The following is a 15,201-nucleotide window of genomic DNA, read 5'->3' as shown; positions in this document are numbered from 1 at the left end:
TGCAGTTAAGGAGGTAGTACTTTGAAAAAATTATGTATTCTATTAACCGTAACTAGTGTTCTATTAGTTGGATGTTCGCAAGAAAAAACCTATAACGTATGGGTTGATTCATCAACACAAAGTCAAGAAATTATTGATTCAGCGATAGAAAGGCTTACAGATGCCGAGATTGATTTCATTATTGATGATAATGGTAGTGTTTTAGTAAATGAAAAAGATATGGATAAGGCTGTAGTGTGTTGTTCTTAAGCTCAAGGGGACTATTCTTTGAGAAGGATAATGCCTTATTTTAAAATTATTATGCACTTTATTTGAAACGAAAACGACGAAATTTAGTCTAATTTTATAAGGAGTGATGTTATTGAAAAAAATTAGCTTAATTTTATCTATTATATTTTTATCAGTTGGGTTATTAGGCTGTCAAAAAAGTCGTAATGAAGAGGAAATCGATAAAGAAATTTCAAAGTCAAACGAGGACATAACAAATAAATCTACAATCATAGGCGAAATTGTTCGAATTGAAGGTGGAAGAATTTTAGTGGAAGACAAAACTGAAAAATTATCAGATGGTAGACCATATGCGGTATGGTTTTCAACAGATGAAATTGAATCTTTAAAAGTAGGACAAAATGTTTCTGTTTGGACAAACGCAATAAAAGAAAGTTATCCCGGACAAGCAAATGCGGAAAAAATTAAGATTAATGAGTAATATGAGAGATTAAACTAGTAAGGAATTAAACTTCCATGAAAAAATATTTTTATTGTAACTAAACGATCAAGTCTCCGTTTAATTGAATGACAAAAAAAGTGTACACTACTAAAATTGAATTTAGTAATGTACATTTTTAATTTTTTACAGAGTTATTTTCTAGAATTCCATTCTGCGTATAAAATAAAGCAAATTGCAAATGCAACGGCCAGGATAAAAAACCATTGCGGTACACCACCAAAGCTCATGTTAACACCTCGAAGTAAAATTTTTTATTCATTTTCTCCATTCATTTAGACTCCCAACTCTCCATGTATTGTGATGAGAGCTACAGTGAAATCTACTGAATGAAGACATGTCCTCAGACGCATTGTTTATCTGTGCGACAGCACTTATAACGCCAAAGCGAAATTGATATGGTTAAAAATTAGATAGTTACGGAGAAAATATGGTCATCTATGGTTTTTTTCTCCACAAGCGTACAAAAATATTATAAAATAAGCTGTATACATTAGCTTCGTGCTAGTAAAGAGAGGTAGAGAGATTATGTTACATTTAAAATGGAAAGATGCTCCAACAGTACGTACAGTTACTTGTAAGCATACAAATGCATCAAAATATTTAGTATCAAACGTATTAACAGTAGGGCAACAATATGATGTGAAAAACGAAACAGAAGAGTTCGTTTTTATTATCGATAACACTGGTAATATTGGTGGCTACTATAAAGATTATTTTGAATAAGCAAATCAATTTCGCCTTGGCGTAATTGAGTGCGGAGTTTCATTCAATAGGTTTGAATGAAAACCAAAGGGTGGTTCAGATGATTTCTGAGCCACCCTTTTTGTTGATAAAACGGAATCATCCCTGCTTAAAGGTTTTTAATTCAGCAACTTCTTGTAGATGTTCTTTTTCCTGCTCAGTAGCTGTATGAAGGGCGAAGACATCTTGGATAGCTGACTTCAGTTCATGCTGTGTTTCTTTGAATTTTGATACTTGCTGTGCAAAGGAAGGGCTCGTAAAACGATCATTTGCACGAGATAATTTTTCCTCTAGCTGCGCGTAGCGATGATCCATATGCATAGACAACATCATAGCTAATTGATTTTTCCAAAGTGGAATAAGAGTAACGATTGAAAATTCTATTTTTTCCGCTAGTGTTTGATTGGACTGTTGGATCATGCGTATTTGTGGCGCAGTTTGTAAGGCAACTTGCTGAGAAACTTGTAAGTCATAAATACGTTGATCTAGACGTTCGATTTGAGCGGCAAAATCATTAAGCTGTTGGACAGCTAGTGGCTGTTTTGATGCCTGTACACTTGTCACTTTTTCTGGAAGTTCTACTTCAATGGCTTGCTGCTTCTTCATTTGTCCAGCTGCAATAGCAGTCGCTAACTCTTCAAAGTATCCTCTATTATGAGCATACAGTTCTTCTAGCATTTCTACATCTTTAATCATTTGAAGCTGCGCACGTTCAAGCTGAACACCGATTCGCTCTACTTGGATACTAGTACGTTCAAACTCCGTTAATGTTTGCTTAACAGTAGGCTCAATTTTACCAAACATTTTTTTAAAAAAGGACTGTTTTTTTGGTTCTAATGCGTTAGGGTCCACTCGGTCTAATGTATGCATTAACGAGTCTAGCATTTGACCAATTTTTGTGACATCTTTTTGTTTTACTTGTGCAAGCATCCGATCAGCAAATTGAGAAAGTGATCGCTGTGAATCTTGCCCTAAGGACAGGACTGATTCGAAGTTTGTTAGGTCAAGCTGACTAGCATATAAAAGTGCACGACTTTGTGCAAGAGGCGATAGTGTTTCATACGTCGCCATCGCCTCACTATTTGTAGTCTCTAAATAAGATTGCACAAGTGGGGAAATACCTTGTATTGTATTTAGTTGAAATGCGTGATCATTTGCCGTCACTTATCATCGCCTCGCCACTCCAATTGTTCTTTTCGTCGTATATTGGAACGATTCGCAAATTCGATTTCCATTTGAAGATGGTCGATGTCGTTAGCAAGCGCATCCTTTAAATCAATTTGAATCGTATCATTTAAATCTGTAAGTGTTTCTCTTGTTTGAGATAAGGTAATTTGGATTTCCTTATCTTTCACAGGCTGCCTTGATAACATCGTATATTTATCCGTTAATTCAACAGCGGATGGGAGATGTGCATAAAAAAACTGTTCAACATTATAAAATTTTCGTGGATCTGTTTTAACAATTTTCACGATATTTTTTGAAAGTCGTGTCATTTCGAGTAATTGCTTAAATGCAGAAACAGAACGTACACGTAAGTAGTTTTGACTTAATGTTTGAATGTTTTTATTGGCTGCTTTAAGTTGAGTTTCAATATGTTTGTATTCTTCTTTTGTGATACCGGCTAATTGCATGAATTTCTTTTTCTGTCTATGTTTCAACAACGTCGTACTTGACGCGTATGTTCCAGCGAACAATAAACTACCAAGTAAGTATCCTGGAGTTGCCGCAAATGCTGCGATAGAAACAGTTGTGAGAGAAAATAAGAGGCTAGCGGTATGTCTAGAGAAAAACTGTCCGACACTGAGCATGTTTCTTCCTCCTAGCATTTAAATATGTCTATCTTCTTATACGAAATAATCGACATAAAGTTTCAATGAAAAATAAAGCTTACATAAATTTTACAGCTATTTGTAAAGTTTCTCAATGATATTACTTTAGAACAGGGAATTTCTTTATCTTTTTAATAGGCAAGTGGAAAGAAGTCGGAGCAAACAAAAATCGACATCGCTAGTTCCAGATACTCATTGAGAGGTTGAACACGTTAACTATCAAAGATTTTTTATTATTGCATAATCAAATCGTAGCTATTCATATAATTCGCAAATTGTTTTTCTTGTTTCACTTTCGGACATATTTTTACGTCATGAATTCTCAGTAGTTTGAATATCATTTTGTGTTTGTGAAACGTTTGATATCCGATCTTTTGTGATAGATGAGGGTCGAACATATAAAATAAAGTAGAAATAATAAAATTTTGTTAAAATTTGATAACACATGGATTATTAAGCAAGAAAATATTTTTATATAAAACTATTTACACATAGTGAATATGGTGTTATAAAAAGAGAATGATAATTGTTATCAAATGAATTGATGGAGGCTTTCAAGTGTTTTTTAAATGGAACAAAAAAACGATTGGCTTACTAATGGTTGTTTCAATGCTTTTCTTATTAGTAGGTTGCAATTCAAAAGAGGCGTCAAATAAAGATGCAAAAGATGTAACAAAATCAATCAGTATCAAACATGAAATGGGGACGACAGAAGTTCCGACAAATGCTAAAAAGGTAGTTGTTTTAGAACTTTCTTTTGTGGATGCTTTACAAGGTGTTGGTATTACACCAATTGGTATTGCTGATGATAATAAAACGGACATGATTGAGAAGCTTGTAGGCGAAAAAATAAACTATACTTCTGTTGGTACTCGTGAACAGCCAAACTTGGAAGTAATTAGCTCACTTCAACCAGATTTAATCATTGCGGATGTACAACGTCATAAAAACATTTATGAGGACTTACAAAAAATAGCGCCAACGATTGAATTGAAAAGTCGTGAGTCAACATATACAGAAAATATTGATTCATTCAAAACAATTGCTAAAGCTGTAAATAAAGAGGCAGAAGCAGAGAAACGTCTCAAAGAACACGATAAGAAATTGGCTGCTTTAAAAGCTGAATTAGCTGATGAAAAAGGAAAAAGTATTTTAACAGCAGTTGTTCGTGATACTTCTTTCCAAGGACATACTGGTTCTTCTTATGATGGTGAACTTTTAGAGAATTTAGGCTTTGAAATCGCTGCAAAAAGTAATGAAGCTTATGTGGAAATTAACTTAGAGCAACTTTCAACAATCGACCCTGATATTTTAGTGTTAGCACAGAATGAAGGTAAATTGGTGATTGATGATTGGAAGTCAAATCCTCTTTGGGAAAATTTGAAAGCTGTGAAAGAAAACAAAGTTTTTGTAGTAGATCGTGATTTATGGACTCGTTATCGTGGGGTTATTTCATCTGAAGCAATTGGTGATGACCTTGTTAAACAATTAAAAGATTAATTTCTTTACTAAAAGCGAGAATGTTGATAATACGACATTCTCGCATTACTTATTTTTAGATATGTTTTCAGTTAAAGGTGTGATACAAACAATGGGTTCTAAACGAACATTAAATATATGGGTCGTTCCAATTATAAGTCTATCTTTACTTTTAATTGGTTTATTTTTACACCTCAGTGTTGGTTCGACTATTATGAACATCCATACAATTTTTAATGCAATCTTTCAAATAGATCAATCAAGAGAAACAACGATTATTCAAACACTACGTTTACCTCGAACAATACTTACGGTGATGGTAGGGGCTGCATTAGCAGTAGCAGGCGCATTGATGCAAGCTATTACACGGAATGCACTTGCTTCTCCAGAAATCTTTGGTGTCAACGCGGGTGCTTCATTAGCAGTTGCATCTGCTACACTGCTATTTGCAACATTGAGTCCATCAATGACCGTGTATGCAGCGTTTATTGGCGCATTGCTTGGAGGGCTAACAGTATATGTATTCGCCTCTGGAGGGAAAATGACACATGTCAAACTAGCACTTGCTGGAACAGCGATTCATCTTTTCTTTTCTTCTATTACACAAGCCATCGTTATTTTAAATGAACGCGCAACCGATGTACTCTACTGGCTTGTTGGATCCCTGAACGGAAAAGATTGGACACATGTACAAGTTGCATCGCCGTGGATCCTTATAGGATTGGCAATTGCCTTTTTATTCTCCCGTTCATTTTCAATATTATCATTGGGAGAAAGTATGGCGTCTAGTTTAGGTGAAAGAGTCCAATTGATTCGTCTAATTGGAGGGATATTAGTTATTATGTTGGCCGGTTCTTCGGTTGCAGTGGCAGGACCAATTAGTTTTATTGGTTTAATTGTACCTCATATTTCACGGAAACTAGTCGGTCCGGATTATAGCCGGGTCATCCCATTTTCTGCACTTTTAGGAGCAACTTTATTACTATATGCAGATATTTTATCTCACTTTATCGTATATCCTTATGAGTCACCGGTGGGAATTGTCACTGCTCTGATAGGCGCTTCATTTTTCTTGTATTTAGTAAGGAAGGAGCGACTTATAAAGCAATGATTAGAAAGAAAAAGCCTAATTTACTTATTAGCATTTGTGGAATAATTTTGCTCGCGTTTTCTTTTATTAGTTTAGGAATTGGATCTATCTCAATATCACCTATCGATATTTTTTATACATTAATAGGACATTCTAGTGATAATTCTTTTATTTTGTTTAACTATCGTTTACCTCGTATGATTATTGCGATTATTGTGGGAGCATCATTGGCAGTTGCAGGAGCAATTTTACAAATAATATTGAAAAATCCACTGGCTTCTCCGGATGTTGTTGGTGTCACAAAGGGAGCTAGCTTATTTGCAGTTGCTTCCATGATTTTACTACCTAATGCTTTGACAATCATGTTGCCTATATCAGCACTTTTAGGAGCGGTCACTGTAGCTACGATTCTTTTAGTTTTTGCTTATAAGCAAGGCGCAAAAACGCACTCCTTTGCTTTAATAGGGATAGCACTAAGCGCTATATGCCAAGCGGGTATTCAATTTTTCATCGTTAAATTCCCTGATAATGTTAATACAACATTGCTTTGGCTTACTGGGAGTTTATGGGGACGTAGCTGGAACGAAATCATATTCTTAATCCCTTGCCTTATTTTGGTACCGATCATGTTATTATTTGCTCGAAAATTAGAGATTTTAGGATTGGGAGATAAGGTGGCGTCAAGTCTAGGTGAAAATGTGCAATTATTACGTTATAGTTTCCTTTCTGTTAGCGTAATTTTAACAGGTGCTTCTGTAGCAGTTGTCGGATCAATAGGCTTCATAGGACTAGTAGTGCCACATCTTTCTAAAAGGCTTGTTGATACAAACGCACGTAGATTTATAACAATGTCAGCTATTTTAGGAGCCTTATTTTTATTAGTGGCTGATACGATAGGAAAAGGACTTATGCCACCAGTAGAAATTCCAGCTGGAATCGTTACAGCACTCATTGGTGCTCCGTATTTTCTTTATTTACTTAGACGTGAAAAGAATAAGTGAAAGGATAATCAACTTTTATGACACAACTATCAGCAGAAGAATTAATACTGACTTATGAAACAAATACGATTATAGATGGAATCAATCTGAACATTCCAAAAGGGAAAATAACGATCATCATTGGGGCGAACGGTTGTGGAAAATCGACGATTCTTCATGCCTTAGGTCGTTTGATGAAACCTAAACAAGGTAGTGTCTATCTAAATGGGAAAAACATTCATCAATATTCTCCGAAAGAAGTAGCAAAGCAACTTGCCTTTTTAGCGCAGTCACCAGAAATACTGGAAGATTTAACAGTAGAGGAATTATGTCTATATGGACGTCACCCACATAAAAGCTTGTTTGCACGTCATTCAGATAAAGATAAGGCAGTAGTGGAAGAAGCGTTAAAAGCTACAAAAATGGACTTATTAAAAGATCGCACATTAGATGCATTATCTGGTGGTCAGAGACAACGCGCATGGATTGCTATGGCATTAGCGCAAGAAACAGACGTACTACTACTTGATGAGCCAACGACATATTTAGATTTAGCACATCAAATAGAAGTACTTGAATTACTTCGTGCATTAAATCAGAAGCACAAAAACACTATAATAATGGTGCTTCATGACTTAAATCAAGCAGCGAGCTATGCAGATTATTTAATTAGTATTGCGGATGGGAAAATATATCAAGAAGGAACGCCTAATGATATTTTTACAGAAGAAATGATTCAACATGTATTTGGACTCAATTCAAAAATTATCGAAAGCCCTGTTAATCAAGCCCCCATTTGCATTCCAATAGGTGTTATTTAAATTAAATAGTTTCATTTGAAATAAAAAGATTGAAGCAGTCGTTTTCAATCTTTTTATTTTTATTTCTTGAAAAAGCGTCTTCGAATACACATAGCGAATCACTTTAATCGTAAGGCTTAAAATGCTTTAATTGTTCTGGCGAAAGAGTTGTCCCATCAATTGTATAGTGCTCAAATTGCCCTAAATGGTCTTTATCATGAGCAAAATAAATATAGACGACATTTGTTTCATCAGAAAAAATTACATTCACCCAGTAACTAGGAAGACCTGCAAAGTGCCAATTACATTCAATAGATTGGATAGCTTCCTTCCGATACGACATATCTTCGATCAAATAGTTTTCGATTCTTTTTTCATAAAGACGCTTTTTCATATGTACTGTACAAAATGGTGCAAGCAACATAATGATTATCCCAACAATCAAAAATTTTTTCATTCGCCATCTCCCTAAACAGTTCTGCCTAATTTTGCTTCTAATAATTATTATATTGTCTTGTCGTTTATAGATAGTCCTTTATATTTCATATAGTCTCATCTAACTATATGTAGTTTTTTAATTTCATTAGAAAGAGATTAATATTGTTAAATAAGATAAACAACATTATAATAGTGTTTATTATATCCAATTCTTGGGATACTTTCATGTAGAAGAAAGGGAGTCTGCCATATGCTAAAGAACACAAACAAGAAGGTTGAGATATTGGAAACTAAAATTATTTTAGAGAAATACAAAGAAAATATAGAATCAATTCAAAAATCATTAAACCAACTAGAGTTGGAAGTTAGTCATTTGCAAAGTGAAGGATTGATCGAATTAGAAAAGTTAGCGAACGAATTAAATATGTTGCAGTTGCTTTCAACGAGTATAGAATTTAAAGCTAATAGTCTAAACTGTAATAACAATAAAACCATTGTGACATCAATAACTGAATAAAATAGTGATATCAAGTCACGTCCAATTTGATTTAGGTTTATATGATGCTTCATAGGCTGTTACATATTCTGAGGGAGATAGATTCAAGAAGTGCGTTATTACTAGCGCGCAATAATAAAGAAGCTAGACTACATAATGACTTAGACTAGTAACAACAGTTTCTAATTGGAAAGAGCATTGGATAAATCTAATCATATGAGGGAAAAATTTGTCCGAATTTTGACCGACAGGATGACGCCACACTCACAACGAGTAGTGGCTTTTTATTTTGCATAGTATTGCATCATTAAAGGGCCACCGAAGGGTAGTGACCCTTAGAAAGAAAAAAAGAAATATTATTTTGAAAAATTCATTAAAGGTTTGAAGTTTATAATTGTCATGTTATGGATTAAATATCTATGATATATGTTAGGTACGTTAATACGAATTATACAAGAACGCTGCACCGATAATAATTAGGAGAATAAATAGAACAACAAGGAGCGCAAATGCTGAACCGTAGCCAGACCCAGATCCACCATTACCATAAGATTGAGACATAATAATTCCCTCCTTTCTGTAATTTATAATATGTATAGTTTTCTATGGGGGGTGAGATATCTATCATAGGTTGTCTTAGAAAAGATTTAACTTTTTTCCGCGGGTATCCAAATACTCGCGGGAGGAAGGCGAATATGAATACCCGAGTAGCAAAGCAATACCCGCGAAAAGCGAAGCGAATACCCGCGGAAGCGAAGCGAATACTCGCGGAAGCAGGGCAAATACCCGCGGAAGGAAGGCGAATACTCGCGGAGCGAAGCGGATACCCGCGGAGCAAAGCAATACTCGCGGAAGCGAAGTATGGAAATACTATTAAAGTATTTGCTCATGAATTGGATAAGCCTTATTTTCAAGGGGATTTAACTTTGTTGAAGGATGGGCACCTAAAGAATCTACCAAAGGGCAAAGTGGATGTTATTTTGAAAGATGGTCAAGAATTACCGTATTGCGCTGGGATTCGCATTATTCATACTCCAGGGCATACTTCTGGCCATATAAGCTTGTATTTGGAACAAAGTAAAACACTAATTGCTGGAGAGTCGATGTACAGTGTAAACGGTATAATTGGTGGAATTCATGCACCGACTGCACTTGATATAAATGAAGCTCGAAACTCTTTGAAGAAATACCTAGAATTCGACATTGATTCTGTGATTTGTTACCATGGAGGACTGAGTAAGGATAAAATTAATGAGCAGATTCAAAAAGTAATTTCAGAACCTTAGTTAATTAAATCTTAAAAGGCCACTATGTTTACTTGAGAAGTATAGAGTGATAAGAAGGGAAGAACAAAACTATGGATTTCGAAACTGTTATGCAGGAGCTTGAAGCCCTCGGTAAGGAACGAACTAAAAAAATGTATATATCCAATGGTGCGCATGAGCCTCTTTTTGGTGTTGCTACAGGTGCTATGAAACCCATTGCAAAGAAAATAAAAAAAAATCAACAATTAGCTGAAGAGCTTTATGCTACAGGTAACTATGATGCGATGTATTTTGCGGGCATTATTGCAGACCCAAAAGCAATGACTGAATCGGATTTTGATCGTTGGATAGATGGAGCGTATTTTTATATGCTATCTGATTACGTAGTGGCAGTAACATTATCAGAGTCAGATATTGCCCAAGAGGTTTCTGATAAATGGATTGCAAGCGGTGACGAGCTAAAAATGTCAGCGGGTTGGAGTTGCTATTGCTGGCTTTTAGGGAATCGCAAAGACAATGAATTTTCCGAAAGCAAGATTTCCAATATGCTCGGAACGGTGAAAAATTCTATTCATGATTCACCAGGAAGAACAAAATCTGCTATGAATAATTTCTTATCCACAGTGGGGATTTCGTATTTGCCACTACATGAAAAGGCGAACGAAACCGCTAAGGAAATAGGGGTTGTTGAACTCAAAAGAGACAACAAAAAAACAAGTTTTCTAAATGCTTCCGAAAATATTCAAAAAGAAATGGATAGAGGAAGAATCGGTTTCAAACGCAAGTATGTAAGGTGTTAAAATTAGCTTTGCATCGATGCGTTGATCTAAACGAATAACATCGTAAGTCACATCTAACAAGGTGTGGCTTTTAATTTGGCCTGCAAAGTCATATAGATGGATCGAAGTAACTTTTATTTATTGAACATATAGAGAGCGTTCAGTGCTTTCTATAACTTGCAGAAAGAACGTAATAGTCTTCCATAATCAAGAAGTGGTATACCTAATTTTTTTATAATGGAACCACAGGTTATAAATCAATGCCGAAGTGTCCTATATGCGCCTACGATTGCATACAGTGTTTGGAAGCAAACATTTGAAAGGATGTGGAGGCAAATGAAAGTAACGGTTAAAGAATGGCGTGTTATGTCTGATCACAACAAACAATTACTTTTAAATGCGGTAGCGACTAAATAAAACATAGATAAAAAGAAGAATGAGAACACGCAGCAACAAATACAACAAGTAATAGAAATAGCAATTGGGGCTAGAAAGTAATAACATTGTTTATAGTTTATCTGCACAAATAATTAATTTAGAGTTGTCCAATAGGAAACATCTCATTTAATGGATAAATTTAATGAAATCACTCTTAAAGGTGATCTCCCTTCATATAGCTGCGAAAATTTGAGACTCAATGGTTTTAATGTGAGTGCGAGAGTGATTCAAAATGAATACAATAAGGTCAAATAAAAAAACAAAGCTAAAAGAATATAGGGTAAAAAGTATAATAAAATAAAACAGTATCTTATATTTAGAGAATTTAAGTTTGATTATATATAATCAAACTTTATAATCAAACTTTTATTTGCATATAAAAATACATCCATTAAATCTTTATTGAGATAATGGATGTATTTTTAATTTTGGTCTTCACTTTACTTAAGGCTGTTTTCGTAAAGATTGTTGCTCTTCAACTAACGGAGTAGTTTAGTTGAGGGTTGTTTAACTTGTGTTCAACAATCGGGCCATATTATTGAATAACATTCTTTTATGAAATGTCCCCGAACGACGCTTTGGGAAGGTTATACTTCCACTAACGGGTGTAGTTATTGAATAAGGGCTGTGCTTTAATTGGATTATATCGGAAAAAGTGTATATTAAAATTAGAACAAAATAAATTTATATGTAGGGAGATGACTACTTTATGAAAAAGAGAATTTCTATAGTATTAACAATGATAGCTATCATTACTTTTGGTGTTTTTATTTATTATGGGTCTTTGACCGAGGCTAATAAGGAAACCGACAGTATTGTAATAGATAAAGATGGAGAAGTAGTAGAACCACTTAGTGGTAACAACGATAATATAGGTCATTAATACACATTAATATCGGTAGACATTTTTCTTGACGTTCTATTTGTACCAATACTCTCTTAAGCAATCGGGCGTTTTAGTGCAACAAGGACTTATAAGCTATACAAAACAATCATAATAAACGTTCCCAAATGAAAGTTTGGAGAGAGACCGAAATCCAAGAAATACTGTTAAACCAACATTTCTTGGATTTTCCTTTAAATATTGTTTATACAGCTTTTTATGCAAATATATAAACAGGGCTACGATAGTACTTTTCAAGATTATGTAGAGTGTATTATCTGAATAAAAATCTGTATATTTGGCGCATTAAAACAAACTGCATTTTTTATCATTCATCATTCCTACACTTCAAGTACAGGGCCTTTAATTGAAAACTGATATTCAGCAATCGGGCGCGATTGTTTAATAAGCTTCACTTTTCTTCTTCAAATAACGGGGTGCTTTAATGGAGAAACGAAAAAAGCCTAATTTCTTAATTTTTGTGCAGAGATAATAAAGTTGTTTAAAAATCCGTCCTCCACTAACGGTGCAGTTTAGTGGTGCGAAATGTTTCTAGTTTAAATTGAGAATGGTCACATTACTCAGGTAAAGGCTAGACAGTTCCTTTCGGAACTGAAGGGTTATATCGAAGAATCAAATGATGAGGTAACGCTCGGAAGGGTTCTCTCTTAGTCGAATAGCACTGGATTTAGTAAGAATGATTGTGTTATAAGCTCGGTGAAAAGGCGTGAGAAATTACCGTACCAGGTCCGCTGACGAAAGCCTACTCGAGGGAGTGGTGTAATTCATGATGCTTGAGTTGAATGAATATGGTGAGAATGCAAATAAACCGAAAAGAAATGGTTAAGCTGACGAACTTCTGAATGTACGGGTCTAGAACTGCGATACATAGAAATGTGTATATCACCAAATTGTGAGGTTAGATGTGGGTGAGTAAGACTAACTAATATGAAAATCCATGATACGTTACAGGCGTATGTATCTAACAGGCTTAGAGGAAGCACCTAAGTTCATTCTATAATAGATATAATTCAACGTTTTAAGCTGATAACGTGGAGGGCTTACTCCCCTAAGAAACGTTGACAAGGAAAGCAATAATGATACTAGTTACTGTATAACTTGCCTTTATATCAGTGAAAGTGGTGGCACAGTACCAATGAAGTGTCTAATCCACATGGAGGGATAGCCACTAGACTAATAAAGATTTATTCAACCAAGTAAGGCAGTTCTTTATCGATTAATAAGGTTCTTGTGAGACTAATAGAGGTTTAACTCCAAAAGGAGTCACCGACTTATTGAAACGGAAGAAACTGAGACACAATGAGTATTATAGTATGCAAGATTGTTTTGATACACTCTACGCTCAAAGTGTTTGTGGTCATCATTTCTATAACTTAACAGAATTAATGAGTTCTAAGGATAATATACGTCTTGCCTACCGAAACATCAAAAGAAATACAGGTAGCAAAACTGCGGGAATCGATAAATTAACAATTAATGATATTCTGCATTTACCAGTTGTAGATGTAATAGCTAAAGTTCAAGGTATGTTCAAATGGTATGAACCACAACCAGTTAGACGGGTTTTCATTCCAAAAGGAGTAGATAAAACTAGACCTTTAGGGATACCGACGATATGGGATAGAATTTTTCAACAATGTGTACTGCAAATTTTAGAGCCAATCTGTGAAGCTAAATTCCATAAACATAGTTATGGTTTTAGACCAAATCGCAACACTCATCATGCCAAAGCTAGACTTGAATTTCTCATTAACCAATCTGGACTACATTATTGTGTTGACGTAGATATTAAAGGTTTCTTCGATAATGTAAATCATAGCAAACTTTTAAAACAAATGTGGTCAATAGGCATTAGGGATAAATCCCTTCTTTCTATTATATCTAGGTTATTAAAAGCAGAGATTGTAGGAGAAGGTATTCCTACAAAAGGAACACCGCAAGGTGGTATTCTTTCACCTTTATTATCTAACATTGTGTTAAATGAATTGGATTGGTGGGTTAGTGACCAATGGGAAACATTTGAAAGCAATTATACGTATTCGACTAATGGTAGTAAGTATCAGCAATTAAAGAAATCGAGTTTGAAAGAGTGTTTTATTGTCCGTTATGCGGATGATTTTAAGGTGATGTGCCGAACAAGGTCACAGGCAATTAAAATAAATTATGCATTAAAAGAATTCTTGAAAAAGAGATTACACTTGGAGACGAGTGAAGAAAAATCAAAGGTCGTGAACTTAAAGAAAAACTCTTCAGAGTTTCTAGGATTTACAATAAAAGCCATAAGAAAAGGTAAGACCAGATTTGGTTTCGTAGCAAAGTCTGATATGTCAAAAAAGGCTAAAGCAAATGCCTTTCAAAAGATTAAAGAAGCGATAAAAGTAATCAAGAGAAAACCCTGCATTCAGACCGTTTGGAATTTTAATACCGTTGTAATGGGTATCCAAAACTATTACTCAGCTGCAACTCAAATTACAATTAACTTGAATGAGTTAAATCTATATCTACGCAAGACGTTATACAATCAACTAAAGAATATTCGAACAGAGGCAAGTTTTCATGAGATGTCAAAGACATTACAGAAGCGATACAAAGGATATAAGTCCAAACTATTTAAAATACAAAATATGGTCTTTGTCCCCATCCATGCGCAACGATGGAGAAAAACACTTGGTTTCTCCCAAGTGATATGTAACTATACTGCCGAAGGCAGAGCAAAAATTCACAATAGCCTAAAGGCTATCAATAAAAATACGCTTTCTTACGTCATGAGAAACTACATTCCAAACAGATCTATTGAATATAACGACAACAGAATAAGTAAGTTTATTGCCCAGTATGGCAAATGTGCAATTTTAGGTGAAGAATTAGGTATTATCGACTGGCATTGTCATCATATTAATCCTTTTCACATTTCAAAAGATGATAGCTACTCAAATTTAATAGTTTTGAATAAGGCTATACATCAACTTATACATTTGAAAGACAAAGTAAAAATTGAAAAGTTCCTAAAAGCTGTAAAGCTTACAAATAAGCAATTAGAAAAAGTAAATAACTTACGACTGAAATGTAACAATGAAATAATCTAACTTTGGAAAATCTTCACTCGGCTGCTTAAAACATAGAAAGAATAAATTGGATTAGTTGGAACGCCGTATGCGGTGAAAGTCGCACGTACGGTGTGAACAGGGGGAAAAGCCAGCGATAACTTCAAAGGCTTACCTATCTGTAT

The 15,201-nt window shown here is 34.7% G+C and carries 16 protein-coding genes; 12 read left to right on the top strand and 4 right to left on the bottom strand.

The window, feature by feature from the left end; genetic code table 11:
- Positions 1-21 precede the first annotated feature (21 nt).
- The 3 genes from ABE34_RS06140 (at position 22) to ABE34_RS06130 (ending at position 1,453) form a co-directional block, all read left to right on the top strand.
- Positions 22-249 carry a hypothetical protein gene (locus ABE34_RS06140; RefSeq protein WP_197141142.1) on the top strand — a complete coding sequence of 76 codons (228 nt, stop codon included), beginning with the start codon at positions 22-24 and terminating at the stop codon, positions 247-249.
- 112 nt (positions 250-361) lie between these two features.
- Positions 362-709 carry a DUF3221 domain-containing protein gene (locus ABE34_RS06135; protein ID WP_197141141.1) on the top strand — a complete coding sequence of 116 codons (348 nt, stop codon included), beginning with the start codon at positions 362-364 and terminating at the stop codon, positions 707-709.
- A gap of 546 nt (positions 710-1,255) precedes the next feature.
- Complete coding sequence (locus ABE34_RS06130) at positions 1,256-1,453, top strand: DUF6501 family protein (RefSeq protein ID WP_079562258.1); 198 nt, start codon at positions 1,256-1,258, stop codon at positions 1,451-1,453.
- Positions 1,454-1,570: 117 nt separating this feature from the next.
- Here the strand turns inward: ABE34_RS06130 and ABE34_RS06125 are convergent, their stop codons facing one another.
- A complete protein-coding gene (locus ABE34_RS06125; RefSeq protein ID WP_197141140.1) occupies positions 1,571-2,635 on the bottom strand; it encodes a toxic anion resistance protein in 1,065 nt (354 codons plus the stop codon).
- Entirely contained in the window at positions 2,632-3,282 is a 651-nt protein-coding gene (locus tag ABE34_RS06120) for a 5-bromo-4-chloroindolyl phosphate hydrolysis family protein (RefSeq protein WP_197141139.1), read from the bottom strand. The genes ABE34_RS06125 and ABE34_RS06120 overlap by 4 nt, the downstream gene beginning before the upstream one ends.
- 618 nt (positions 3,283-3,900) lie before the next feature.
- Here ABE34_RS06120 and ABE34_RS06115 point away from each other — a divergent pair.
- The 4 genes from ABE34_RS06115 to ABE34_RS06100 all read left to right on the top strand — a co-directional run bounded on the left by ABE34_RS06115 (position 3,901) and on the right by ABE34_RS06100 (position 7,673).
- Entirely contained in the window at positions 3,901-4,803 is a 903-nt protein-coding gene (locus ABE34_RS06115; RefSeq protein ID WP_197141268.1) for an ABC transporter substrate-binding protein, read from the top strand.
- Between the two features lie 82 nt (positions 4,804-4,885).
- Positions 4,886-5,893: a FecCD family ABC transporter permease gene (locus ABE34_RS06110; protein WP_430982155.1), complete on the top strand. Its 1,008-nt coding sequence runs from the start codon at positions 4,886-4,888 to the stop codon at positions 5,891-5,893.
- Positions 5,890-6,873 (top strand): FecCD family ABC transporter permease, encoded by a 984-nt coding sequence (locus ABE34_RS06105; RefSeq protein WP_197141137.1) that lies wholly within the window; start codon positions 5,890-5,892, stop codon positions 6,871-6,873. Before ABE34_RS06110 ends, ABE34_RS06105 begins: the two co-directional genes overlap by 4 nt.
- A 17-nt stretch (positions 6,874-6,890) precedes the next feature.
- Positions 6,891-7,673 (top strand): ABC transporter ATP-binding protein, encoded by a 783-nt coding sequence (locus ABE34_RS06100; protein ID WP_197141135.1) that lies wholly within the window; start codon positions 6,891-6,893, stop codon positions 7,671-7,673.
- Positions 7,674-7,776: 103 nt separating this feature from the next.
- Here the strand turns inward: ABE34_RS06100 and ABE34_RS06095 are convergent, their stop codons facing one another.
- Positions 7,777-8,109 (bottom strand): DUF3139 domain-containing protein, encoded by a 333-nt coding sequence (locus tag ABE34_RS06095; RefSeq protein ID WP_197141134.1) that lies wholly within the window; start codon positions 8,107-8,109, stop codon positions 7,777-7,779.
- Between the two features lie 264 nt (positions 8,110-8,373).
- Between ABE34_RS06095 and ABE34_RS06090 the strand changes: the two genes are divergently transcribed.
- On the top strand, positions 8,374-8,607 hold the full coding sequence (locus ABE34_RS06090; RefSeq protein WP_241746998.1) for a hypothetical protein: 234 nt from the start codon (positions 8,374-8,376) through the stop codon (positions 8,605-8,607).
- A 417-nt stretch (positions 8,608-9,024) separates the two neighbouring features.
- Here the strand turns inward: ABE34_RS06090 and ABE34_RS06085 are convergent, their stop codons facing one another.
- Entirely contained in the window at positions 9,025-9,147 is a 123-nt protein-coding gene (locus ABE34_RS06085) for a YjcZ family sporulation protein (RefSeq protein ID WP_079562266.1), read from the bottom strand.
- 134 nt (positions 9,148-9,281) lie between these two features.
- Between ABE34_RS06085 and ABE34_RS06080 the strand changes: the two genes are divergently transcribed.
- The 4 genes from ABE34_RS06080 to ltrA all read left to right on the top strand — a co-directional run bounded on the left by ABE34_RS06080 (position 9,282) and on the right by ltrA (position 15,058).
- Positions 9,282-9,872, top strand: a complete 591-nt coding sequence (locus ABE34_RS06080) for an MBL fold metallo-hydrolase (RefSeq protein WP_197141131.1) — start codon at positions 9,282-9,284, stop codon at positions 9,870-9,872.
- A gap of 71 nt (positions 9,873-9,943) precedes the next feature.
- Positions 9,944-10,651: a DNA alkylation repair protein gene (locus ABE34_RS06075; RefSeq protein WP_197141130.1), complete on the top strand. Its 708-nt coding sequence runs from the start codon at positions 9,944-9,946 to the stop codon at positions 10,649-10,651.
- A 1,126-nt stretch (positions 10,652-11,777) separates the two neighbouring features.
- Positions 11,778-11,951, top strand: a complete 174-nt coding sequence (locus tag ABE34_RS06070) for a hypothetical protein (RefSeq protein ID WP_197141129.1) — start codon at positions 11,778-11,780, stop codon at positions 11,949-11,951.
- Positions 11,952-13,285: 1,334 nt separating this feature from the next.
- Positions 13,286-15,058 (top strand): group II intron reverse transcriptase/maturase, encoded by a 1,773-nt coding sequence (ltrA, locus tag ABE34_RS06065; protein ID WP_197139928.1) that lies wholly within the window; start codon positions 13,286-13,288, stop codon positions 15,056-15,058.
- The last annotated feature ends 143 nt before the right edge of the window (positions 15,059-15,201 follow it).

This window comes from Lysinibacillus sphaericus (assembly GCF_015844675.1).
GTDB classification, from domain to species: domain Bacteria; phylum Bacillota; class Bacilli; order Bacillales_A; family Planococcaceae; genus Lysinibacillus; species Lysinibacillus sphaericus_E.
This window is presented reverse-complemented; position numbering and strand designations above follow the sequence as displayed.